Source organism: Paracoccus alkanivorans (genome assembly GCF_003697785.1).
Lineage (GTDB): Bacteria > Pseudomonadota > Alphaproteobacteria > Rhodobacterales > Rhodobacteraceae > Paracoccus > Paracoccus alkanivorans.
The window spans coordinates 26,039-49,110 of the sequence record NZ_QOKZ01000002.1 but is presented as its reverse complement, the minus strand read 5'-3'; the positions used below and the strand labels follow the sequence as shown (position 1 = coordinate 49,110).

27 protein-coding genes are annotated in these 23,072 nt (G+C 58.7%); 11 read left to right on the top strand and 16 right to left on the bottom strand.

Annotation, left to right across the window (positions count from 1 at the left end; translation table 11 throughout):
• The first annotated feature begins 242 nt into the window (after positions 1-242).
• The gene (locus C9E81_RS04925; RefSeq protein WP_166461821.1) at positions 243-1,172 is read left to right on the top strand and encodes an NAD-dependent epimerase/dehydratase family protein; all 930 of its coding nucleotides are present in this window, start codon (positions 243-245) and stop codon (positions 1,170-1,172) included.
• 69 nt (positions 1,173-1,241) lie between these two features.
• Here C9E81_RS04925 and C9E81_RS04920 read toward each other — a convergent pair whose 3' ends face one another.
• Positions 1,242-1,670, bottom strand: coding sequence for a GNAT family N-acetyltransferase (locus C9E81_RS04920; protein WP_122111219.1), 429 nt, complete (start codon positions 1,668-1,670; stop codon positions 1,242-1,244).
• A 770-nt stretch (positions 1,671-2,440) separates the two neighbouring features.
• On the opposite strand from C9E81_RS04920, the gene C9E81_RS04915 reads away from it, so the two are divergent.
• Positions 2,441-2,878 (top strand): DUF1801 domain-containing protein, encoded by a 438-nt coding sequence (locus C9E81_RS04915; RefSeq protein WP_243698514.1) that lies wholly within the window; start codon positions 2,441-2,443, stop codon positions 2,876-2,878.
• 221 nt (positions 2,879-3,099) lie between these two features.
• Here the strand turns inward: C9E81_RS04915 and C9E81_RS04910 are convergent, their stop codons facing one another.
• Both C9E81_RS04910 and C9E81_RS04905 read right to left on the bottom strand, forming a co-directional pair.
• A complete protein-coding gene (locus C9E81_RS04910) occupies positions 3,100-3,702 on the bottom strand; it encodes a dihydrofolate reductase family protein (RefSeq protein WP_122111798.1) in 603 nt (200 codons plus the stop codon).
• Positions 3,703-3,851: 149 nt separating this feature from the next.
• The gene (locus C9E81_RS04905) at positions 3,852-4,730 is read right to left on the bottom strand and encodes an NmrA family NAD(P)-binding protein (RefSeq protein ID WP_208021111.1); all 879 of its coding nucleotides are present in this window, start codon (positions 4,728-4,730) and stop codon (positions 3,852-3,854) included.
• An 85-nt stretch (positions 4,731-4,815) separates the two neighbouring features.
• Between C9E81_RS04905 and C9E81_RS04900 the strand changes: the two genes are divergently transcribed.
• A complete protein-coding gene (locus C9E81_RS04900; RefSeq protein ID WP_166461820.1) occupies positions 4,816-5,748 on the top strand; it encodes a LysR family transcriptional regulator in 933 nt (310 codons plus the stop codon).
• 371 nt (positions 5,749-6,119) lie between these two features.
• Here C9E81_RS04900 and C9E81_RS22665 read toward each other — a convergent pair whose 3' ends face one another.
• From C9E81_RS22665 to C9E81_RS04865, 7 genes are all read right to left on the bottom strand, one after another.
• On the bottom strand, positions 6,120-6,518 hold the full coding sequence (locus C9E81_RS22665; RefSeq protein ID WP_147457559.1) for a hypothetical protein: 399 nt from the start codon (positions 6,516-6,518) through the stop codon (positions 6,120-6,122).
• A 23-nt stretch (positions 6,519-6,541) separates the two neighbouring features.
• Positions 6,542-7,414: an alpha/beta fold hydrolase gene (locus tag C9E81_RS04890; RefSeq protein WP_122111215.1), complete on the bottom strand. Its 873-nt coding sequence runs from the start codon at positions 7,412-7,414 to the stop codon at positions 6,542-6,544.
• 27 nt (positions 7,415-7,441) lie between these two features.
• Positions 7,442-7,861 (bottom strand): VOC family protein, encoded by a 420-nt coding sequence (locus C9E81_RS04885; protein ID WP_122111214.1) that lies wholly within the window; start codon positions 7,859-7,861, stop codon positions 7,442-7,444.
• Between the two features lie 98 nt (positions 7,862-7,959).
• Complete coding sequence (locus tag C9E81_RS04880; protein ID WP_122111213.1) at positions 7,960-9,198, bottom strand: RNA polymerase sigma factor; 1,239 nt, start codon at positions 9,196-9,198, stop codon at positions 7,960-7,962.
• Complete coding sequence (locus C9E81_RS04875) at positions 9,182-9,559, bottom strand: YciI family protein (RefSeq protein WP_122111212.1); 378 nt, start codon at positions 9,557-9,559, stop codon at positions 9,182-9,184. The genes C9E81_RS04880 and C9E81_RS04875 overlap by 17 nt, the downstream gene beginning before the upstream one ends.
• A gap of 58 nt (positions 9,560-9,617) precedes the next feature.
• The gene (locus C9E81_RS04870) at positions 9,618-10,043 is read right to left on the bottom strand and encodes a YciI family protein (RefSeq protein ID WP_122111211.1); all 426 of its coding nucleotides are present in this window, start codon (positions 10,041-10,043) and stop codon (positions 9,618-9,620) included.
• A gap of 129 nt (positions 10,044-10,172) precedes the next feature.
• Positions 10,173-11,147, bottom strand: a complete 975-nt coding sequence (locus tag C9E81_RS04865) for a GlxA family transcriptional regulator (protein WP_122111210.1) — start codon at positions 11,145-11,147, stop codon at positions 10,173-10,175.
• An 82-nt stretch (positions 11,148-11,229) separates the two neighbouring features.
• Here C9E81_RS04865 and C9E81_RS04860 point away from each other — a divergent pair, with 82 nt between their 5' ends.
• The 3 genes from C9E81_RS04860 (at position 11,230) to C9E81_RS04850 (ending at position 13,429) form a co-directional block, all read left to right on the top strand.
• A complete protein-coding gene (locus tag C9E81_RS04860) occupies positions 11,230-12,381 on the top strand; it encodes a DJ-1/PfpI family protein (RefSeq protein WP_122111209.1) in 1,152 nt (383 codons plus the stop codon).
• A gap of 157 nt (positions 12,382-12,538) precedes the next feature.
• On the top strand, positions 12,539-13,030 hold the full coding sequence (locus tag C9E81_RS04855) for a VOC family protein (protein ID WP_208021110.1): 492 nt from the start codon (positions 12,539-12,541) through the stop codon (positions 13,028-13,030).
• 51 nt (positions 13,031-13,081) lie between these two features.
• Positions 13,082-13,429 (top strand): nuclear transport factor 2 family protein, encoded by a 348-nt coding sequence (locus C9E81_RS04850; protein WP_208021109.1) that lies wholly within the window; start codon positions 13,082-13,084, stop codon positions 13,427-13,429.
• Positions 13,430-13,918: 489 nt separating this feature from the next.
• Here C9E81_RS04850 and C9E81_RS04845 read toward each other — a convergent pair whose 3' ends face one another.
• Positions 13,919-14,272, bottom strand: coding sequence for a winged helix-turn-helix transcriptional regulator (locus C9E81_RS04845; RefSeq protein ID WP_208021108.1), 354 nt, complete (start codon positions 14,270-14,272; stop codon positions 13,919-13,921).
• A 116-nt stretch (positions 14,273-14,388) separates the two neighbouring features.
• Between C9E81_RS04845 and C9E81_RS04840 the strand changes: the two genes are divergently transcribed.
• Together C9E81_RS04840 and C9E81_RS04835 are read left to right on the top strand one after the other, a co-directional pair.
• The gene (locus tag C9E81_RS04840) at positions 14,389-14,811 is read left to right on the top strand and encodes an ester cyclase (RefSeq protein ID WP_122111207.1); all 423 of its coding nucleotides are present in this window, start codon (positions 14,389-14,391) and stop codon (positions 14,809-14,811) included.
• A gap of 322 nt (positions 14,812-15,133) precedes the next feature.
• Positions 15,134-15,649, top strand: coding sequence for a DMT family transporter (locus C9E81_RS04835; protein ID WP_122111206.1), 516 nt, complete (start codon positions 15,134-15,136; stop codon positions 15,647-15,649).
• A 95-nt stretch (positions 15,650-15,744) separates the two neighbouring features.
• On the opposite strand, the gene C9E81_RS04830 is transcribed toward C9E81_RS04835, so the two are convergent.
• Complete coding sequence (locus C9E81_RS04830) at positions 15,745-16,611, bottom strand: alpha/beta fold hydrolase (protein ID WP_122111205.1); 867 nt, start codon at positions 16,609-16,611, stop codon at positions 15,745-15,747.
• A gap of 357 nt (positions 16,612-16,968) precedes the next feature.
• Here C9E81_RS04830 and kdsA point away from each other — a divergent pair, with 357 nt between their 5' ends.
• Complete coding sequence (kdsA, locus tag C9E81_RS04825; RefSeq protein ID WP_122111204.1) at positions 16,969-17,814, top strand: 3-deoxy-8-phosphooctulonate synthase; 846 nt, start codon at positions 16,969-16,971, stop codon at positions 17,812-17,814.
• 65 nt (positions 17,815-17,879) lie between these two features.
• Here kdsA and C9E81_RS04820 read toward each other — a convergent pair whose 3' ends face one another.
• The 3 genes from C9E81_RS04820 to C9E81_RS04810 all read right to left on the bottom strand — a co-directional run bounded on the left by C9E81_RS04820 (position 17,880) and on the right by C9E81_RS04810 (position 19,878).
• Positions 17,880-18,323 (bottom strand): GNAT family N-acetyltransferase, encoded by a 444-nt coding sequence (locus tag C9E81_RS04820; RefSeq protein WP_122111203.1) that lies wholly within the window; start codon positions 18,321-18,323, stop codon positions 17,880-17,882.
• Positions 18,324-18,326: 3 nt separating this feature from the next.
• Complete coding sequence (locus tag C9E81_RS23645) at positions 18,327-18,734, bottom strand: GFA family protein (protein WP_425010623.1); 408 nt, start codon at positions 18,732-18,734, stop codon at positions 18,327-18,329.
• Positions 18,735-18,984: 250 nt separating this feature from the next.
• Complete coding sequence (locus C9E81_RS04810; RefSeq protein WP_122111201.1) at positions 18,985-19,878, bottom strand: LysR substrate-binding domain-containing protein; 894 nt, start codon at positions 19,876-19,878, stop codon at positions 18,985-18,987.
• A 282-nt stretch (positions 19,879-20,160) separates the two neighbouring features.
• Between C9E81_RS04810 and C9E81_RS04805 the strand changes: the two genes are divergently transcribed.
• Both C9E81_RS04805 and C9E81_RS04800 read left to right on the top strand, forming a co-directional pair.
• Positions 20,161-21,345: an epoxide hydrolase family protein gene (locus tag C9E81_RS04805; protein WP_122111200.1), complete on the top strand. Its 1,185-nt coding sequence runs from the start codon at positions 20,161-20,163 to the stop codon at positions 21,343-21,345.
• Positions 21,346-21,791: 446 nt separating this feature from the next.
• The gene (locus tag C9E81_RS04800) at positions 21,792-22,142 is read left to right on the top strand and encodes a hypothetical protein (RefSeq protein ID WP_243698513.1); all 351 of its coding nucleotides are present in this window, start codon (positions 21,792-21,794) and stop codon (positions 22,140-22,142) included.
• A gap of 224 nt (positions 22,143-22,366) precedes the next feature.
• On the opposite strand, the gene C9E81_RS04795 is transcribed toward C9E81_RS04800, so the two are convergent.
• Entirely contained in the window at positions 22,367-23,011 is a 645-nt protein-coding gene (locus C9E81_RS04795; protein ID WP_122111198.1) for a cation efflux transmembrane domain-containing protein, read from the bottom strand.
• Positions 23,012-23,072 lie beyond the last annotated feature (61 nt).

Sequence of the window (23,072 nt, the reverse complement as noted above, 5' to 3'; positions counted from 1 at the left end):
GTATGTGATGGGTCGAGTGCTTCTGCAGTGTCCTCTGTAGGCTGAGCGACGACGTACCGTTCCTGGACACGACCGGCAACTTTTGGCTGCCTGCCGGCATTCAGCTGGCTCAAGCTTGGCTTGACCAGGGCGGGGAGCAGCGCCGCGTTGCCACAAGGCGGCTCCGAGCCCAAATTGACTATTTTCTGCACTGGGACTAGTGTTCATTCGAGTTCCTAAATTCATTACATGTGAGAGAAGGTTTGAAGAATATTCTGGTGATTGGCGGGTCAGGTTTTGTTGGAGGAGCACTCATTCCAACACTCATAAGAGCAGGTCATGCGGTAACGATTCTAAATCGTGGGAATCGAAAAATTGATGGCGTTTCTCAGATTGTCGCCGACCGTGACCGATCCGAAGAAATGGCCAAGCATTCTGCTTCATTTGACGTTGTTGTTGATACTAGCGGTTACACAAGACAGCAGGTTGAAACAGCATTCTCTGCGTTCGGCAACTTTGCGAGCAAGTGGATACATCTCAGCAGTGCTGCGGTTTATCGAGAGACACCTGATCGCTTACCTGCCGAAGATGATAGTCTAGGCGGTGCGGAAATTTGGGGTGCTTATGGGTTGGATAAATCGAGAGCCGACGAATTCTTAGTTGAACATGTCGAATGTCCTCTCGCAATCCTTCGCCCGCCTTATCTATATGGTCCAAACAACGCCAATGATCGGGAAACCTTCATATGGTCTCGTGTGCTGACAGGAAGGCCAATTATCATCCCCGGCGATGGGTCGGTGCAATTTCAGTTTCTTCATGTTCAAGACCTTGCAAACATAATCACCCATTTTGTTGATGCTGATTTCGGCAAGCGCGCAATTTACAATGTTGCAGAACCTGAGACCATGAATGCTGAGGCGTGGGTTAAGAAAGTAGCGGCTGTGTCAGGCGGCGAATTAAAGATCGTTTCAGGTAAAGACCACGCTAGCGATGTGATGGCGCGGAGGTATTTTCCGTTCAGGGATTACTCTTGTGCACTAGATGTGAGCAAACTTCTGCGCGACTTTAACTGGGCATTCGAATTTAGCTTTGATGACGGTATCAGGAACACCATTTCAAACTATGACATTGAAGCTCTGAGACAAGTTTCCCCTAGCTCACCTGACGAGATACGCATCCTTAGAAATACATAGACAACCAAGGTAACTATGCCCCGCATCGTTGCCTACCCGGCGGATCGACGTGAAGAGCTTACCGGACAGTCACGATGCAAGCCGAATCGAAAAGAGCGGGGGATGTGTATTTTTACGTTCAAAGCCCAATATCTCGTAAAACACCTGAGCCTTGTGGTTGTCTGGATTGGTTCCGACATTCAGATAACTGCATGACAATGCGATTGCCTTGGTCTTGCTGGCCGCAATAAGACTGCGGCCAACGCCGCGCCCGCGATACGCGGCCTCAGTAAACAAGTGATGCATGTCCATTCCCCGCCAGCCAAACTGAAGACGGGTCAGCCCACACAGGGCGGAATAGCCTATTAACTCGCCACGCGCCTCCGCGACGAGAACGTAAATCCATGGATTTGCGACGAAAACGTCTCGGGCAAGGTCGTCCGCCGTCAGCGCCGGTGTGTCGCCGTGGTGGGCGGCGAGCTTTCCGACCATCTGAACGATGCGTTCCGCATCTGTCATACGAGCGCAGCGGACAATCCAAATTCAGTTTTCAGGGGGAGGGAGTTTCTTTGCATTTCTAGCTCCATTGCGCCGTAGGAGCCAACTGTCTGCCACCATACGGCGGCAGCATGTTGAAGTGCACCGCGCTCAGATGAGGCGGTGGTAATAGGTCACGAAGCTGGTGGCATTCATGCTCATGCCCTCTTCCTGATCGTATTTCGGTGTTCTGTCAACGGCTGCAAAGTCCCGCTCTGGCGACGCTGTATCAGGTCCCGATATCGCGGTTGCAGCGAAGGTCGGCTCCAGCTGCGACACTGCAGCAGCGTGCTTCGTGATTTCAGGACGGAAGTAGGCTGCGGGACCGAGTTTGCAAAGGGCGCTTCCTGCGCTCCGCGGACCTCTGGCCACGGGAAATGCTGCGCCACGCATGAATGGCTGGTCTGGTGAAGCTGCATGCAGCATCGAAGCCACTGGTGAGCGGCAGCTTTGGGCCGTCCATGCCGTGCCCGGGGACGGGATGCTCACGTCGACCAAGTCTTCCACGCTCTGCGCCAGATTCCGAATGCAATCGACGTTCTGGGCGTCGGTCTAGTGATGATCGGCGTGGCGGTTCACAGACCAGCATCTTTGCCTGTACCGGTGCCGGACAAGGATCCGTCCTGACAGCGGGCAGCGGGCGAACAACAAGATTGTCTGCGCTCTCTCGAGCTTCCCTGATACGGTGTTTGTGCAACCGCAGCCAGGGACAACTTCAACGGATCGCTCCGCATGACAGATCCGAACCCGGCTTGAGTATTCAATTATCTGCAAGATTCTGTTACCCTCTCAGCATGCAACCTGCCTCTATCGAAGACTTTCATACCGCTCAGTCACCGAACGATAGGGCTATTTGCGAAGCTCTACGATCGGCCATCGATGCAAGCCTGCCGGACGCTGAGGGCAAAATCTGGCACGGCCATCCAGTCTGGTTCCTCGACAGAAATCCGATAGTTGGCTACGGCAAGCTAAAAGACTGTATGCGCCTGATGTTCTGGAGCGGTGCCGATTTTGATGAGCCGAAGCTAAAACGTGGCACCGGCAAATTCAAAGATGCATCAGTCCGTTACACTGCTGTGGAGCAAGTGGACCTGGACGACCTCACCCGGTGGCTAGAAAAAAGCCGGAACATCCAGTGGGACTACAAGAACATCCGGAAACGAAAGGGGCAGCTTGAACGGCTCGCCTGAGCGCCTTGCGTCAGAAGCTGCTCGCCGGGAAGTGATGACAGCCTCTCCGCATTCGTACCGTCTAAGTTACGTGTCAAGCGCATGATTCACGCTATGATCACTTCGATTTTATGACATGTATTCAGCAGGGACGGATGCTGCTGTGCGGTGACCTCCACGTCGGCCTTCGGGAAGTACGCAGCGAAACCGCCTCGTTTCTATCAGTAGCTCCCTACGTCGAGTCATGGTTGTACCGGGAAAACCAGATGGGTTACGCGGTCGCCCTGAACGCATATTGTGGGGTTGCCGAGTATGATGTCGTTTGAAGAGAGTTGACCAAAGAAAGGGCGGTTGCCCTCGCCCATCACCACCGGCACCAGGTTGACAGCCACTTCGTCGAGCAGGCCCAGCTCCAGGCACTGTTTGGCGATGGTCCCTCCGGTGACAGAGACGACGCGGTCGCCGGCAATCTCCTGGGCGCGTGCAATCGCGGCTTGCACTCCGTTGGTCACGAAGGAGAAGGGCGCGTCGGGGTGAGCCTCGACCCAGTCCGAAGGAACGTGATGCGTGACCACGACGACGGGGACGTCCAGGCTGTGTCGGCCGTTCCAGCCTTTCGCAACATCGAACAATGTGCGGCCACATACCAATACCCCCAGCGAAGAGATCCACTGCCGCCAGTATTCTGCGCTCGGCGGGCTGAGGTGAACCTTGAAGTCTCCGGCCGGGGTCGGCAGGGCGACCTCGCCGTTCTGGAGCCAGTCGAACAACCGGCCGATGGTGTTGTCCTGCTTGGCCACATAGCCATCCAGAGACATGATCGCTTGCGCTTGCACGGCACCCATCCAACAAGCCTCCTTTTTCTTAGCTTCCATAGTAGGTTTCCGGGCGGAGCCGCGCTTTCTTTCTCATTCCCGGCACAGCTCTGCTGGCGATGTTCCGGTTTGATAACAGAGCCGGAACGAACCGCCCGGCTCTGCCGGCATTCGGGCAATCAGGATGCTGCCGGCATGTTTGCGAGGATGCGTTCGATCGCTACCCTCAGCGAAACCCGGCCGCGTCGCAGCTCGACACCGTCCTCGAGCGCCACGCGACCGCTGGAAATGCCCTCATACATGCCGAGAAGAGCATCGGCTACCGGGGCGGGAATCCCTGCCTCCGCGAGAACTGCCGCGCGGTGTTCTGGCGCGATGAATGCCGGGGTGACCGGGCGATCGAGAAGCTCGGCAAAGATGGCCGCCACATCACCCGGGCTCCAATCCTCAGGGCCAATCAGTTGCACAACCCGCTGCCCCTGCCGGTCCTCGCATAAAAGATCGGCTGCTGCGCTCCCCACATCCATCGTACTCACCATCGGGAACTTCCGATCGGTCTCGATGAAACTCGGAAGTACGCCCTCCTCGACAACGGAATTCGCGACCTCACTCCAGGTTTCCACAAAATAGCCCGATCGCAAGAAGGCGATTGCAGGCGCCGCACCGTCGAGCAAGGTCTCGATCTGGTTGAGGGTGGCAATGACTCCCGTGCCGGAAGCATGTTGCGCCCCGATCGACGACAGGATGACCGCCTTGGACAATCCTGCACGCTGCACCGCTTGTGCGAACGCCGCGCCGGTCTCGACTGCCTGCGCATAGGGATCGCCGGCAATGGGCGGCGGGCTGAGCAAGAACGCCCCGGAAGCACCTTGCAATGCGGCCACGACCGCGCCTGTGTCATTGATGTCGGCAATCGCCACATCCGCGCCGCGCGCCCTCCAGGCACGGGCCTGTTCCGGGCGACGCAGTACGACACGCACCTCCTCACCATGCCTGATCAGTGCATTCGCGGTTTCGCCACCCGCTCGTCCATTCGCGCCAAATATGACATGCATCATCCTGTCCTCCCTGTTGGCAATGATTGCCACTGAATAATCGCATGCCGATCTTTCATGTGTCCAATGCATGATATATATAGTCAGTATGCATGAAGTGGATTTACGCCGTGCCGACCTCAACCTACTCGTGGCGCTTGACGCGCTGCTTGAGGAGAAGAACGTCACGCGAGCCGCGCAGCGGCTCGGCATGAGCCAACCGGCCGCCAGCCGTGCACTCGGGCGACTGCGCGCTCTATTCGCGGATGCACTGCTGGTCGATGGGCCCGGTGGTTATATTCTCAGCGCCCGCGCCGAGGATATTCGACCCGTCTTGCGCAGAACATTGGCGGATATCGGCGAGATGCTGGAGGCAAACCCGTTCGATCCCGCAACGGCAACGGGTCATGTGCGCTTGCTGATGCCCGATCTCCAGGCGGCCGTGCTTGCACCTTACCTGTTGACCCATCTCGCCAAGCAGGCGCCCGGCCTGGACATTGACATCATGCCGCCGGAATCCGCAGCAATCGAAGCGCTGGAAAGCGGTGCGGTGGATGCAATGGTCGGGCTGATCGATGAAGCCCCTGCAGGCATCATACGACGACGCCTGTACGACGATGAGTTGGTGACGCTGATGCGTACCGAGCATCCGGCTGCCGATGGACCGCTCACCCTCGACCGCTATCTGGCACTCGAGCATATCGTGGTAAGCGTTACAGGTGTCGGACCTGCACCCGTCGATGACAAGCTGGCGGCGTTGAACCGTTCGCGGCGCGTGAAGCTGCGCGTTCCGAACTTTTTCGCGGCGGCGGAGATCGCCGCCCGATCCGATCTCGTCATGACCCTTCCTCTGAGCCTTGCTCGGACTGCAGCGGGAATGGAGCGTTTCGTCGCGCTACCACCGCCACTCGATCTGGACCGTTTTACGATGAGTCTTGCTTGGCATGCACGCCATCAGGACGCACCCAAACATGCCTGGTTGCGCCGTATCATGGTCAGAGCGGCCATCGAAATGAGCAATGCGGGAGATAGCCACATCTGAATTCGTCGCCCCCGGTCCCGGCCACCGCCCGACCGGATGAGGCTGGGCGAATATCTGAAGCTGCCATTCAACGATCTTGCGGGGATCGAGGTAGCTCGGAGCAGATATTGGAGCTTCGCGGAATATCACAAGACAAGTTGCGGGCGCAGCAGAATGCCATGATCAACGGTGGCCTTCCGCTCCCTTCGTTTCTCGCGTGGCCGCTTTCTACAATCCGGCCATTCGTCAATAGCGCAGGGTCGTATCTACGAATCGATAACGCCATTTTTTGCGAAGTTCCTGAGGCCAAAGGGGAGCTCTCTCGGCGCCGTGACGAGTATCGATATTTTTTTTCGGACCTTGGCATGCCATACAGCTTTGCGCTGACCTGCTCAGTCGATCGTTTGGGGATCGCAAAGGACATCGCGATAGGCGCAGAGTTCCGCGAGAAGCTCCTGTTCATCGGCAAGGATTTGATCCCGCTCCTTCTGCCCGACGAGATGAATGAGGTAGCTTTGTTCATCGATGCCCTCCCGATCGATGACCGGGTGATAAAGGCTGGACGGATCGTCGAGACTGGGAGCGGCGCCAATATCTTCATTGGTGATGAATGTTGCATAGGGCATGTAATGCGGCATCGATACCGTACGGCGATGGCGTTCGCCAACTTCGCTTCGAGAGATCGGACCTCGCGCTCGACTCTTGTTTGCCCCGGGGAGTAGCTGAATGGCGGGCAGGGTGTCAGGCGGGCTTGCCGGCTGGATGCGATCTCGCGGGCGCGCTGCGATCATCCCCTTGGGCCCACGCGCAGGCTTCAGTCAAACATGCCCTTCGGCGTCTCGCCGGCGAGGAATGGACCGATATGTGACATCAGCAACTCTGGCTGCATGATCACCGCCGTGTGCGAGGTCGCTGGAATTACCGCAAGGCGCGATGCCGGCAGGGGCTGGCCCATATCGCCCATGCCACCGCCACCCAACAGCCGGAACATGGTCACCGAATGTTCCAGCGTTGCCACATCCGCGTCGCCGGTGATGATCAGCACCGGAGTTTCCAGCGCGTCGACTTCGGGGCCCCATGCCATCGGTTCTTTTTCCAGTGCGATCAGCTTTTCGACCAAGGCGGGGAAGCCATCGGGATTAGCGGCAAGCTGCCGGTATTCCTCGGCAAAGGGCATCTGGGTGAACATCTCGACCGTCATCTGCGGGATGAATTCGCGAAAGGCCGGCTGCCAGCCCTCGGCATCATAGGCGGCCGAGGCTGCAATCAACTGGTCGACCTTTTCGGAATGGCGGATGGCCAGTTGCAGGCCAGCCGCCGCGCCCATGGAATACCCTAACACATCGGCCTTTTGCAGATCCACGGCGTCCATGAAGGCGGCCACGTCATCGGCAAGGTTGGGATAGGTGATCGGCCGGTCGATATCGGTGGTGCGGCCATGGCCCTGGAATTCCAGCGCATAGACAGTGTGGTTTTCCGCCAGCATCGGGACGATCTCGCCCATGCTGGGGATGTTCATATAGGCACCGTGCAGCACGACAATCGGATCACCCTGTCCCGAGACCTCGTAATACATCTGCATCCCGTTGACCTCGACGCGCTCGCCTGTCTCGGTGGCTGTCTGGTCCTGCGCGGCGGCCGGAAAGGCCAGCAACAGGGCGGCGGTTGCGATTGTAATCCGTGACATCTTCTCTCTCCTTGTTGCGTCTGCCGTTCAGGCCGAGTCCGGGCCGGGCATCGCGGACATGTCCATCCACGCGAATTCCAGTACATGCCCGTCCGGATCCTGGACCTGGCGGTTATACATCCAGCCCATATCCATCGCCGGGCGACCATCCAGCGTGCCGCCAGCGCCCTCGCCCGCCTTGGCTGTCGCATCGACAGCGTCGCGTTCATCGAAGCTCAGCGCATACATCGCGCCGCAAGCCGTCTTGGCATCCGCGATCGTCATGGGCGTGAAGGTCTGGAAATAGTCGCGGCTCAGCAACTGGAATGTGATCGTATCGGACCACACCATGTTGGCGGCGTTGTCATCGCTGAACTGCTCATTCTTCTGGCAGCCGATCGCCTGATAAAAATGCGTCGCGGCAGCAAGGTCAGCGACGGGCAGGTTTACGAAGATCATTCTGGTCATTGTCTTTACCCCAGTTCGTGTTGGTCATGATGCAAGGACGAAGCAGAAGAACGGAATCCGACATGGGCCGCGATAATTATCTACACCTGTCGCGAAACCTAAAGCCCGTCCAGAAGCTGACGGATATGTCCGGCTTCAGCCGGGGTGTTCGCGAGCGCAATGGCACGCCCGAAAGCGTCGCTGGCTTCGTCGTTCCGGGCGAGGTCGCGCAAGAAGGTTCCGCGCACACCGTGAAAGTAGAAATAACCGTCCAGCGGCGCGGCCAGCGGCTCGATCACGTCAAGTGCCGCCTGCGCGCCGTGCAGCTTCGACACCGCCACCGCCCGGTTCAGGGTGATGACAGGTGAGGGTACATGATGTTCAAGCGCCCGATAAAGCGCCTCGACCTCGGCCCAGTCGGTATCCTCGGGCCGCGACGCACGGGCATGGATTGCGGCAATGGCGGCCTGGATCTGATAGGGGCCGGGCCGATGGTGCAGCATGGCCTTGTCGATCATGACGAGCGCTTCGGCAATCATCCGGCGGCTCCACTGCTTGCGGTCCTGATCCTCCAGCAGAATCGGCGCGCCATCTTTGTCAAAACGCGCGTTCTGACGCGAATGCTGGATCAGCATCAGCGCCAGCAGGCCTATCAGTTCAGGCTCGGCGGGAAACATGCGCAGCAAAAGTCGCGCCAGCCGGATCGCCTCGTCACAAAGGCTCGCGCGTTCGCTGGCGGGGTTGGCATCGGTATAGCCCTCGTTGAAAACCAGATAGACCATGGCGGTGACGGTGGCCAGCCGCTCGGCACGTTCGGCGGGGCCGGGCGTATCGAAGGGAATATCGGCATTGGCGATGCGGGCCTTCGCGCGGGTGATGCGCTGCTCCATCGCCTTTTCCTTGATCAAAAAGGCCGCCGCGATGCGCGACACCGGCAGGCCCGACACTATCCGCAGCGCCAGCGCGATCTGCTGCGTCCCGGGTAGGTCGGGATGACAGCAGACGAACAGAAGCCGCAGGATATCGTCGCGATAATCGGCTGCATCCAGCCGCTCGGCCATGTCGGGCTGGTCGGCTGCGCCCTCAAATGCGGCGTCATCGGGCGGCAGTTGCGTCAGCCGCCTCTGGCGGCGCACATAATCCAGCGCCGCATTGCGGCCGACCATGATCAGCCAGGCGGCGGCATCGCGGGGCGGACCCTTTTCGGGCCAGTTTTTCAGCGCGCGAAGACAGGCCTCCTGAAACGCCTCCTCGGCCAGATCGAGATCGCGGAAATAGCGCAGAAGCGCCGCCACGACCTGCGGTCGCGCTCCGGTCAGCCGTGCTTCGATCCAGCTTGGGTCAGGGGTCCGTGTCATGTGCGGCTGCCGCTCCGTCGGGATAATAGCCCATGATCGGGCGCAATTCATAGACGCCGCCCGGATTGGCCTCGGTCAGGTCGCGGGCGATTTGCAGGCCCTGATCAAGATCCCTGATATCGACGATATAGAAGCCCAGAAGCTGTTCCTTGGTCTCGGCATAGGGACCGTCCAGCACCATGCCGTCGCTTTTCCGCAAGGTCGTGGCCGAGGATGAGGGCATCAGCCGGGCGATCGGCTTGAACTGATCAGCCCATTTTCCATGCACCTTTTTCAGCCGCGCGATAACGGCGGCATCATGTTCGGCCGACCAGTTCGAGGTGACGTTTTCGTCGTGATAGCAGAGGATGGCGTAAAGCATTGGCGTCTCCATTCCAGCCGCCGCGTTGGAGGTGCGGCTGGAAAGTGATAATGCACGATCAATCCTCGCCGGCCAGCCTGTTACGCGTGTCAGCGTGGATTGCCGCGACTTCCGGGGTCAGGGCTTCGCCGAAATCGTCCATCTCGTAGATGGGCCGGATCTCCAGTTCACTGGGGCCAGGCATCGGATTCGGGCAGCGTTTTGCCCAGGTGATGGCCTCATCCATGTCCTTGACGGTCCACAGCCAGAAGCCCGCGACCAGTTCCTTGGTCTCGGCGAAGGGGCCGTCGATGACCAGCCGCGAAGGCCCGTCAAACATAATCCGCTTGCCCTGGGACGAGGGCTTCAGCCCGTCGCCGCCGGTCATGATGCCGGCCTCGACCAGTTCCTGATTGAATTTCCCCATCGCCTCCAACAGCTCGGTCGAGGGCATAACTCCCTTTTCGCTGTCCTCGGTGGCCTTTACGAATACGGCGACACGCATGGTCTTTCTCCTTGATTGTTTTGGCCCTCGTTGGGCTTGTGATCTAAAGACGTCGCGCCGATCGCCAATCCGACACGGTGGCGCATTTTTTTTAAGATCGCGAAGACAGACAGTAAGCCTGTGCCTGGCTTAGCCTGTCTCGGAATGCAACTCGCGGAACAGCTTCGGTTTGATGCCGAAGCGGCGCTCGAAGGCTTCGGTCAGGCGCGCGGTCGGGTAAAGGCCGACCTTGGCCGCGATCTCCTTCAATGGCAGATCGCGCGACAGCAGCATCCGGGCCGTGTCCAACCGCGCGGTTTCCACGAATCGCGCGGGGGTGATCCCTGTGGCCGCAACGAATTTACGGTGAAAGCTGCGTTGGGTCATGCCGGCCCGGTCGGCCAGGCGGGGAACGTCTAGCGTCTCGTCCAGATGTAACAACAGCCATTCGATCAGGTCGGCGACGAGGCTGTCGGCCCTGGTCTGGGCCTGAAGAACAGGGCTGAACTGCGACTGGTAACCGGGCCTGCGGGCATAGAGCACCAGCCTTTTCGCGACCTCGCCGGCGATTGCCGCATCCAGATCGACCGAAACCATTGCCAGCGCCATGTCGATGCCGGTCGTGACGCCCGCCGATGTCCAGCACCTGCCATCGGCAACATAGAGCGCATCGGAATCGACTGTAACATCAGGAAATGCCTGCTCCAGCGGCGCATGGGAATCCCAATGAGTCGCCACCCGCCTGCGATCCAACAGGCCCAGTGCGGCAAGGATGAAACCGCCGCTGCAAATCGAGCCGAAGCGTTCGGCAGTTTCGACCAATCGCGGCAGCGCGCTGCTTAATTCCTGATCCGCCATCGCCGTCATCAAGTGGGCGCGCTCGGCGCCGACGACCAGCACCATCTGCCCCTCGCCGGGCGCAAGGGTGGAAAGGCGCCGGGTTTCGACCAAGATGCCGCTGCTGCTTTCAACCTTCCCGCCACGGGCAGAGGCGGCAACAACCGCATAGAATGGGGACGAGCCCCGTTCGGCCAAGGCGCGGTTGGCATTGTTGAAAACCGCAACCGGCCCCGAAAGATCGAGCAGTTCAAAACCCGGATAGACGACAAAGATGATTTGCGGCATTGGCAGAAATTACCACAAGTTTGTCATTTCCGCCAAGCCGTCTGATGTCTATCTTGAAAGACCAGTGATGGGGGAATGACGAATGTCCTTGAAAAAGGCCCTCTCGGTCATGACTGCAGCGGTCGCCATCGGCTTGATCGGCTTTGGCGGCTGGATCGCAACTTTGCCGCCAGACGTTGTCCGCACGCCCGCGAAACCCGTCCCGCAGACCGAGAAGGATACGATGTTAGCCGCGTTGGCGCTTCGGACGAATGCGCGTCCGTTGATCGCAATTATCGGGCTGAACGATGCCACCGAAACCACAGATTATCTGGTCCCGACGGGGATTCTGCGACGCGCCGATGTCGCCGATGTGATCATGCTGGCAACCGGCCCTGGCCCAGTGCGGTTGTTCCCCGCCCTGCAAGTCGAAGCCGATGCCACCGTCGCCGCATTCGATACCCTCCATCCGCAGGGTGCCGATTACGTCGTCGTCCCGGCGATGAGCCGCGATGACGATCCCGTGGTCCTTGACTGGCTACGGGCGCAATCCTCGAAGGGCGCCGTGATTATCGGCATCTGCGCCGGCGCCAAGATCGTCGCGGCCGCGGGACTGTTGGACGGTAAGCGCGCAACCACGCATTGGTATTATTTGGACGAGATGCTGCGGCGCAGCCCCTCAATCCGCCATGTGGCCGACAGGCGAATGGTCGCGGACGGCCGGGTCTTCACGACGACGGGGGTCAGCGCGTCCATGCCAATGATGCTGGCGCTGATCGAAGCGATCGGCGGCCGGGCCCGCGCCGAGAAGGTGGCGCAGGATCTTGGGATGCAAGCCTGGGGCCTGGAACATTCCACTGCCGCCTTCCGCCTGACCCGTGCCTTTGCGACCACGGTTCTGCGGAACCGCCTCGCGTTCTGGATGCACGAGACCTTCGGTATCCGCTTGCGGCCTGGCATGGACGAGGCCGCGGTGGCGCTTGTTGCCGATGGATGGTCGCGGACCTATCGCTCGCGAGCCGTTAGCGTCGCTGAGACGGGGCAGGCGATCGTGACCGCCAACGGTATCCGCATCCTGCCGGATCGGGTTTCTGGGGCAGGTTCCTACGATCGATGGCTGACATTGCCAACCGGGCAGACCCCGGCTGAGGCGCTCGACAACATGCTTGGCATGATCGGTGATGCCTATGGCCGCCCGACCCGGGATATGGTCGCGATGCAACTGGAATATCCGACGGCGGAGGTTGCGCGATGACCTGCCGGCAGCCCGAGACCGCGCAAAATAAAACTGACCGCCCATGTAGGCAAGCGGTGTGGTTGTTCGTCCTATGACCAGATCGCAATGATCTGCCAAACCTATCATGATCATGCGGTCCGGGGAAATCGAGGACCGGCGAATACAGCAATGGAGAATGATGATGACGAAACTTGTAACCTGCCTCTGGTTCGATCTCGGCCAGGCCAGCAAGGCGGCCGAATTCTATGCGGCGACCTTTCCTGACAGCCGAGTCGACCGGGTGAATAAGGCGCCGGCCGATTATCCAAGCGGCAAAGTCGGGGATGAACTGACCGTCGAGTTTACCGTTCTCGGACGACGCTTCATCGGTCTGAACGGCGGGCCTATCTTTACCCCGAACGAGGCCGTCAGTTTCATGGTGCTGACCGAGGATCAGGCCGAGACCGATCGCTACTGGAACGCGATCGTCGGCAATGGCGGTCAGGAAAGCGCATGTGGCTGGTGCAAGGATCGCTGGGGGCATTCCTGGCAGATCACGCCGAGCCGGCTGATCGAGCTGACGACGGGACTGGACCGCGAAAAGGCGCGCCGCGCGATGGAAGCGATGCTGACCATGCACAAGATCGACCTGGCCGCAATCGAAGACGCTGCGGCGGGGTCTGGCTGACCAGCCACGATCTGGGAAAGACCGCTATTTTACAACGCCAACGAGGCTAGGATGACCGACGATAGCAGCACCACGCGCGACATCGTTATGCGCTTCCATAACGCCTTCAAGGCGCACCGCCCGAGGGACCTCGATGATCTGATCGCTGCGGACTGCGGACTCGAAAATACGGCGCCCGCGCCGGATGGTGCGCGGTTTGAAGGCCCACAGGCATGCCTGAGCTTCTGGAAAGATATCGCGTCCTTGGCGACTCTTGCCTTTGAAGATGAGGAAATCTGGACCAGCGGTGATCGCGGGATCATTCGCTGGCAACTCAGATGGTGCGAAGGCGACACGGCGCGCGTGCGCGGCTTCAACATCATGCGCATATCCGCGATGGGCGGTTCGTCGAGGGCCTAGGCTATGTGAAGGGTTAATTCATCGCCATCCGTCAAGGACAGATGCCGCTTCGCAGCAGCAGCAATCAGCAGGAAGTGGCCCCGGCACTATTCGGGCGTCGAACAAGGGAGACACAGAATGATCATCATCTCTGGATACGCGCATGCAAACAGTGCCGAGGAACGGGACGCCGCGGTAGCGGACCTCCCTGCGCGTTGCTGCCAACTGTGCGATCCGTAGCATCCTGGAGCACCGTATCGGCCGTTGAACGGCTGCTGTGGGGAAATCGGCTGCTGAATGCCGCAGATGGAGTGAGAGCAATGCTGCGCCATGGCCGAATGTTGTGAAAGGGCTGCCTGCCTGCATTCAGCTGGCGCAAGTTCGGATCGACCTGGGCGGGGAGCGTCGCTGCGCTGCCGCAAGACGGCACGGAGCCCTTGGATGTTTAACCATATGCCATTCGTACACACAGTTGCGATGATGTGGTGCCATTACGCCTGAGAGAGCCGGTCAAGTTTCCATGTCGATCGTGCTTCGGGAGAGCTTCGCCACCGTCGCCCGGTTTCTGGTGCCCCATTCGCACAGGGGGATCAGCGCTTCGACGAGCGTTCGGCCGAACGGAGTAAGCGAATAGTCCACCATCGGCGGCACGCGTTGATGGTCGCGCCGTACGAGGACGTTCATCTCGACCAAGTCTCGCAACTGCTGGATCAACACCTTTTCGCTGATCCCGCCGACGCGACGCTTCACGTCGGCAAAGCGGGTCGGACCCTCCTGAAGATGAAAGAGGATCAAAGGCTTCCATTTCCCGCCGACGATCGACAGCGAGACGTCCAGGCCACAAGGCGTATCCATCCGGTCCATGCTTTCTCACATACCTTTTGGTAGGTTCTACCCTAAACGTAACTGATCGTCTATCTTCCATCTATCGAGCTGGCGTCAGGAACATCAGCCAGCCACCAGATGGAAAGGTTCAAACCATGCAAGACGACGTTGATCTGATCAAGGCGCTCTACGCCGCCGCCGAGGGGGAGTCCTTGGATCTGCCCGCGTTCGTCTCATTCTTCTCCAAGGACGGCTATGCTCGCAACGTCCCAGCCGGGGTGGACTTTCACGGAGATGACATTGCCATGGTCGCGGGGGGAATGGCGGAAGCCTTTCCTGATGTTCACCGGGAAATACTCGGCATCAATGCCATGGACGGCGTCGTTGTCGTCGAGCTTGCCATCCGCGGAACACATACGGGCGACTTCGCGACCCCCGCAGGCACCCTTGCACCGACTGGAAGGACAATCGATGTTCCGTGCTGCGATGTGTTTCAGGTAAAGGATGGAAAGGTCGTTTCCTTCCACTGCTACAACGCGGCAACGGTCATGCAGCAACAGTTGGGTCTGACCGGCTGAATGTCGGCTTTGTCCGGCACTTTACGAGTTTGATTGGTCGGATACGCTGCGACCGGTATGAATGTCCGGTTCAGTGAAGCTGCGCCGCGGCATCGCACAGGACGCTGAACGGCAAGAAAGGGCCGACCTCGTTTGCTGCACTCGCATTCGACGCGCCGCGCTCGAATGTCTCTGATGGGCTCTTCACGTCGATCCGCCGGGAAGGCATCGATGCGGACTTTGCGGCCATTGGGTGCGACGGCAGGTTGGCGGATTAAGCGCCCGAAATTAGCGCCCGCTCGCTAATCGAGCAAGATATCTGACTAGGACGAAGTGAGCATCGATGAAAGACAGCTCACTTGACGAATATGCCACAACAGACACGGAGAGGCACTTCCCCATGCCCGCAATCTATCTGCTTATTGCATTCGGTCTCGGAGCCTTGGTTTCAATGCAACCCGCTATCAATGCTCAAATCGCAGCCAGACTCGGAGGTCCGTTGTTCGCGGCTGTTTGCTCGATCACTATAAGCCTTGTCATGGTAACCGCCGCATGGGCCACATTCGGTCGGGTCGGACCACAATGGTCGAAACTGCTGACATTGCCATGGTGGACGCTGATAGGTGGAGCGGCAGGCGCATTGTTCGTGTTAATCGCTCTCGTTATCGTCCCGAAGCTGGGGGTGGCGATGTTCTTCGTTTGTGTTGTTTTGGGGCAGCTGCTCGGCGCCGCATACTTGGACCATATCGGTGCATTTGGGATGGAAATGCGCACGCTCAGCTGGTCCCGTGTCCTCGGGATTGCGCTCGTCATTGTTGGTGTCGCGGTTACACAGGTGGGAAGCTGGCTAGAGGCTTGAACTGATCTGCCACCTTGCGATCAACGTCCGCAAGGGGCTCTTCACGTCGATCCGCCGGGAAGGCAACGATGCGGACAGAGCGATCCCTCGATCACCTACCTGTGGTTCATGAAAAATGTTCGAAGATGCAGAGCAACATCTTCTGGCGCCTCTTCGGCCATATGATGCCCGCTCATGATGCGTTCTTTCATTACGGTCTTGGAACTCCAATCGGCCCATGGTTTGGACGGATCGCCGTAGATGGTTTCCATATCATCATGCGCCGACCAGAGCAGGCCTAGCGGGCACTGTAGATAGCGGCTGACCTTTCGATCCGCGTGATCGTGGTCGTAATCGTATTCCAGGCCCGCCCGATAATCTGCAAGCATGCTACGCACTACTGAGGGGTCACGTGTCGCCTTAACGTAGTCGGCCCTGTTTTCTATGCCCAGTGCGGCGTCTGTCGGATACCAAAGTTCCGGGTCAGCAAGGATCGCGGATTCTGCCTTGTCGCTTTGCGCAAAGAAGAACCAATGCCACCAGTCCCTGGCAAAGCGCCAGTCTGCCCGTTCCAGAGCTTCATAGATCGGAACACCGTCCATCATGACAAGGCCGGCGACGCTTTCCGGAAAGTCCATCGCCAGCCGAAAGGCGCGATAGGAGCCGCGGTCGTGTCCGGCAACGCCAAACCGGTCATGACCGAGTGAGCTCATGCAGGCATGCAGCGCCTTGGCCTTCGCTCTTCCGGAACTGCCTTCAATCTCCTCCGGCCGATAACTTTGACCAAAACCGGGAAGATCGGCGCAGATTACGGTGAAATCCTGAGCCAGCAATGGCGCAACTTTATACCAGGTCGTGTGTGTTCTCGGGTGGCCGTGAAGGAGAAGAACAGGAAATCCGGTTCCACCCGTGCGGATACGGATAGCGCCAAGAGGTGTTTCCACGAAACTAACCGTAAAGTCGGGAAAGAAGCCGTTTGTCATTTACTCTCTCTCGCTGGATTGTTGGGTGTCGTTGCTCCCCGATCCTCCCCGACGATCGACATGCTCCGCAGGGTTCTCAATGGCGGATTTGGGCTCTTCACGTCGCATCCCGCAAGATCGTTGAACGGTGACTTCGGGTAGGGAACCATCGACAGCGACACACGGTAGCTGTCCATTTAAGGAACCGTTCGCCGCGCGCGGCCGGAAGGTCCAGGAAGCCAGACATTTCAGTCCTGCGCTGCGGCGGCAAAAGCTCTGACAATGCGAACCTCGGCTGGCTGGGTCTCCCCTTTTGTTGCCTCTCCGCCTGAGAGCGCTTAGCTGTTTCGCATCAATTGCCTCAGAAGGAAGCGCCTCGTGAACGACGTGAAACTGAAAAACCTCGTGATCGGCAACACTCGCCCCATGACTTTGATCGGAGGAGTGAACGTTATCGAGTCACGCGATCTGGTCATGGCCGCTGCCGAGCACTTCGTCAGAGTCACAGGCGAACTAAGGATGCCGTTCATCTTCAAGGCGTCGTTCGACAAGGCGAACCGCTCCTCTATTCATTCGTTTCGAGGTCCAGGCCTCGATGAAGGTTTGAAGGTGCTGCAAGAGGTCAAGGACACCTTCGGGGTCCCCGTTATCACCGACATCCACGATCCGCATCAGGCAGCGCCTGTTGCGGAGGTCTGCGAGATCCTGCAGATTCCTGCGTTTCTCGCGCGGCAGACCGATCTCATTGCCGCGGCCGCTCGAACCGGCGCGGTCATCAACGTCAAGAAGCCGCAATTCATGAGTCCGGGTCAGGTCCGAAATCTCGTAGAGAAGATCAACGAATGCGGGAACGACAAGGTTCTACTTTGTGAACGGGGATCGTGCTTTGGCTACGATAACCTTGTGGTAGATATGCTTGGGATTCGGGTTATGCGCGAAAGCAGCCGCGATGCACCCATCATTTTTGATGTGACGCATGCCCTTCAAATGCGAGATGCTGGTGCCAATGCATCGAGCGGGAGGCGCAATCAGGTCGCTGAGCTCGGTCGTGCGGGTCTGGCAGTTGGCATTGCAGGGCTCTTTTTGGAAGCTCATCCTGATCCAGACAAAGCCAAGTGCGATGGCCCAAGTGCTTTGCCTCTCGACCTGCTGCCGGCATTCCTGTCGCAGATGAAAACGGTAGATGATCTCGTTAAGTCGTTGCCGCCGCTCGACATCCAATGAGCAGTAAGGGCTCTTCTATCATTTCATCATGGGCAACACTGACAGCGGCAAGGCGGACTTTGCGGTCATTGCTTGGACAGCCGTCTTTCCATGCGCAAAGCCAAAGCCTCGAACCCTAAACTTCGATAGAACGCTTGTGCCCCTTTTCGATGATTTCCGGTGGTGAGCTCAATGGTGTCACAGCCGGCTTCTTTTGCCAGACATTCTGCCGCCGCCACCAATGAACGTCCGATTCCACGCCGGCGATAATTTGGAGCAACGACCAGTGTCGTAATTCGAGCAAGCGGTTCCGGATAGAAAAGCAGAGGGGTGATATAGAGAGCTATCAATCCTACTGCCGTTTCCTCTTCGTAAGCTATCAGCACAGGGTGCGATATGCGGTCTCTGACCAACTGCCAACGACGCAAGATTTCTTCAACCGTATGATTAAATCCAAGGCCGTGCATGAGGTTGGATATCACTTGCATGTCGTCGTTGCCAGCGTGGCGAATCCGATACTTGGCACACATCGATTAGGTTCGACCTTTGGAATAAGAAGGCAAGCCTATGCCAATCGTAGACCATGCCACCTTTGACTGGCACCAGCTTTGATATGCGGGCTGAACAAGCGCAGAATTATCCAGAGTTCCTGCCTTTACATAGACAAGATCGGGATGTTTCGGAGACGATGTATAGAGAGGAGAGCCGCAATTCGGACAGAAGTGCCGAGTTAACTCGTGGCCGCTATCCGCAACCTTGGTGAACGAATCTGTCTCTCCCGAAATCACGCGAAACCCGTCGGCCCTAAACGGCAAGCTGACGGTGAAGGCGCTCCCTGTGCATCTTCGACAGTCCTCGCAGTGGCAATAAGCGGCAGGCCCAGCGGGGGTTCCGCATGAAATTCTGACTGATCCACAAAGGCAGGATGCGACGATTTTCATATACATGTTGTAATGGTATCAGATCGCCGAATGGCGGCAATGGGCTCGAAGCCGCCTTGCGCTGCAAAGAGTCCGGCCCCTGGCCCGAACTGCCATCAGGCGCACCCGGCCCTTTGCCGATACTGACCAAATCGTCCAGCGCTGCGACACAGCTTCACCAGACCGGCCATTCGCTGTGAATACGAAAACTTGGCGCGGTCGAATGGTTGACGTAGCGGGCGTCGCTCCGAAGCTGGCCTCGTTACCCGACCTAATCTGGAAGTTGCCGCCTTATCCATTGCCGGAACGTCCTGAAAGCCGGACGGTTCTTGTTGTCGGCCCAGCACAGGTAATAGTGGCGTGTATTCTGTGCTTGCCACCGGTCGTCGCTGAGCAATTGCACCAAGCGCCCGCTGGTCAAATAGGGCGCTGCATAAACATGGGGCAGCCATGCCAGGCCATGCCCGTCGAGTGCCGCGACAAGCGTCAGCGCGCTGGGCAGCCGGGTGATCCGTGTATGAGCCTGATGGGCCACGCCGTGATCATCGAACCAATTCGACATTTCGATGTCCCGGTCCTCATCCAGAATCCAAGGTAGCTTGGTCAGTTCCTGAGGTGTTTGAATGGAAACGGACTCCAGAACCGACGGCGCCGCCACCACGGTATCCCAACCTTCAAGAAGCCTTTCGCAGTTCACCCCGGGCCAGTTACCGTCGCCATGCCGGACAGCGGCGTCGAAATCACCCCTTGCAAGATCATGTACCGTCGCATCGGTGTTGATGCGCAGGTCGATTTCCGGATGGTGTTGCAGAAATTCACCAAGGCGTGGCAGCAGCCAGTGCTGGGCGAAATGCGGCGTCACGGTAATGTTGAGGATGTTTTCGTCACGCCGAAACTGGACGATATCACCGGCAATCGCCCTGAAATTCTGGAGCAGATTATCGGCTAGGTCTGCGGCGTCCGGCAACATGACCAGACGATTGCCAGATCGGGTGAACAATTTGCGCTCCAAACGGTCTTCCAAGCCTCGTAGATGCTGACTTACTGCGCCATGCGTGACTTTGAGCGTATCCGCCGCAGCACCGACAGAGCCGGTTTCATGGACTGCTGCCAGAGCACGCAAGGAATTCAGCGGCAGCCAGGCGATATCGTTTCGCTTTCTCATGATAGAAAAACTAACTGTAATACAGTTTTACTGACAAGCGTTAAGCTCCATAAATTGCTATTTTGTATGAGCATGCATATGGATGTGAGACAAGATGATATACAGTTTTTCTAAGTATACTGCTGGGAGTGACACCGCCGGTCGGGCTCCGGCCTCCGGGATTGATCAGGAGGCAGCTCATCAAATCCGCCAACAGGGACGCATTGAGCGGGCGAAAATTGTTCGTCACTGCTTTGGCGCACTCAGGCGCTTCGCCACGACGGGTCACTCCGCGGCCATCTCATGAACCGTCGAACCAGCGACGTGCAGGCATTTGAAGCCCACGCAACTGACGCTGACCTCGATGATCTTCGCGTGCGATTGGCCGCAGCGCGTCTGCCGGAGGCCGAGACGGTCTATTCTGCCGCGCCCAACCCTCGCCGATGGGAACAGGGCGTTCCTCTCGCCGACCTCGTCGACATCGTGAACTACTGGCGCACAGAGTATGATTGGCGATCGTTCGAGGCGCGCCTCAACCGGATCGGCCAGTTCCGCACCACCATTGACGATCTGGGAATCCACTTCCTGCACCGCCGATCCACCCGCACAGATGCCACGCCCCTGATCCTGACACACGGCTGGCCGGGCAGCATTGCCGAGTTCACCCATGTCATGGACGAGCTGGCAGATCCGAAAGATCCAGATGCGCCGGCATTCCACGTCGTGGCACCGTCGCTGCCAGGCTTTGGCTACAGCGACAAGCCAGCCACCACCGGTTGGGGAACTGGAAAGATCGCGGCCGCATGGATGGAACTGATGGGAAGGCTCGGCTACCATAAATTCGTTGCTCATGGCGGTGACTGGGGAGGTGTGATCACCACGATCCTCGGTGGCAGGTTCCCGGCACAGGTTCTTGGTATCCACACTACGCTCGCGCAGGCACCGCCAGGGTTGACAACGGACGGGCTGACGGCGGCCGAGCGCAAATGGACCGAGGACACCCGCGATTTCTGGCTCTACCGCGCAGCGTACGCGAAGCAGCAGGCGACCCGCCCGCAGACCATCGGCTATTCGCTTGTCGATTCCCCGGTCGGGCTTCTTGCCTGGATTCTCGACAAGTTCGCTGAGTGGACAGATACCGAAGACAGCCCGTTCGAGACGATTTCCAGGGATCGCCTTCTTGACGATGTAACTTTGTATTGGCTGACGCGGACCGGCGCATCGGCGGCCCGCATCTACTACGAAAGCCACGGCGGAGTTAATGCGCTCGACCCCGAGCTTCGCGTCGATGTCCCGTCGGCGATCAGCATATATCCCCGCGACATCGAGAAATGTCCGCGCTCCTGGGCACAGGAACGGTACCGACAAATCGTCCGATGGGGGACGCCGGAAACCGGGGGACATTTCCCGTCGCTGGAGGTTCCGGAGAATTTCGTCAAGGACCTGCAAGAAGGCCTCGGGGCGGTACTGGCCGCTAGCGGTAGCTGATCATAGCGTTGTCGAGGCTGGCTCCGATGAAGTAGTCCATATAGACAAGGATGAAACGAATGCCCGTTCTACGGAAGGCTGTGGTCAGCTCGGAGTGATCGAAATGCGATGCGAAGCCACCATTCGCAAGGCGTTGAGGGAGCGAGTGGAGCGGACTCGGACCCGACTTAAGGCGACGCCGTGAGCCAGTAATCCGACGCTTTGCGCGTCGACGTGGATCGGCCCAGAGCTGCCTTTGCTGATGCGCCTCAGTGCTGCAACGCTGCCCGCTGAAACCGCCGTTCGCTGCAACTGCGTAACTGGGATACCTAGCAGAGCGCGCTTCGCATGTCCGTTTTCGGAAGTTGACTGTTTAGAAAGGACGTCGCAGGTTGATATAAATTGGGAGGGACTAATTGCGACTTGGTGTATCGACTACGAGCGATGGTGCGTGTACGGCCAACTTGTTGGCACCACGGATCCGGAGTTATCTCTGCCGAATTGCCGGTCATGCGGTTCCCATCACCTATCAAGCACTTGCCAAGGCCTTGGATCTCTCGCCGCCGAATACGATCCATCAACTCACCGTCGCGTTGGAATACCTGATTGAGGAGGACGCCGCCGCCGCCCGCCCGTTGATCGCAGCGCTCGTGGTCAGCAAGACACGGCATGGAATGCCCGCGCCGGGCTTTTTCGACTGCGCGCGGCGCGTTGGGTGCTTCGACGGCGACCCTTCGGGATCGGAGGACCCAGCCTTCTACGCGGCAGAGTTCAAAAAGGCCGTCGAATTTTGGCGCGTGGCCGCCGAAGACTCGTAGTCAGGTTTCCAATTTTGGAAGCCATCCTGAAGATCGGGATTAAAAATACCCTTTGGCACGACCTACCAGAAGCGTTCCGGCCCATTCTTGCCATTCAGCGTCCTGTGCGATGCCGCGGCGCGGCTTCACTGAACCGGTCATTCATGCCGGTCGCAGCGAAACCGATCTATCAAACTGGTAAAAAGCGGGACGTTGCGGACATTCGCACTGTTTGCGTCCTGCTACTACCTAAGCACAGGCACAGCCGAGAGGCGTTCCGCACTACGCCATTCGCGCGTGGCATCCCGCAAGATCGTGGCTGCACCTTGCAGAGCCAGCACGGCCATCAGGGAGGCCACGATGAAATCCGGCCAGCCGGTGCCGGTACCGAAGACACCAAGCGCCGCCAGCAGAACCGCCACGTTGGCGATCACGTCATTGCGCGAGCAGATCCAGACCGAACGCATGTTCGCATCGCCATCCCGGAACGCCATAAGCAGGATCAGGCAGATCAGGTTCGCCAACAGGGCCACGGTGCCGATGACCCCCATCGTGGGGGCATGAGGGACCGACCCGTAGGCCATGTGCCAGACAACCGCGCCCAGCACCCACAGCCCGAACAGCCCCATGGACGCGCCTTTGATCCAAGCGGCTCCGGCACGCCATTTCAGGTTCATGCCCAGGACGAACAGGCTGATGGCATAGTTGCTGGCATCGGCAAAGAAGTCCAACGCGTCGGCTTGAAGGGCGGCTGAACCGGCAAGCATCCCGGCGACGATCTCCGCCGCGAACATCCCGCCGTTGATGGCGAGGACAATCCAGAGAACCCGGCGGAAACGGGGGGAGCTTCCGGTGGATGAGGCGCAGCTATCGGCGGAGCAACAGGGCATGATCGACTCGCTTTATGGTCCAGTTGCCCCCATATATACGGTCTATAGCAACTATAGGGTC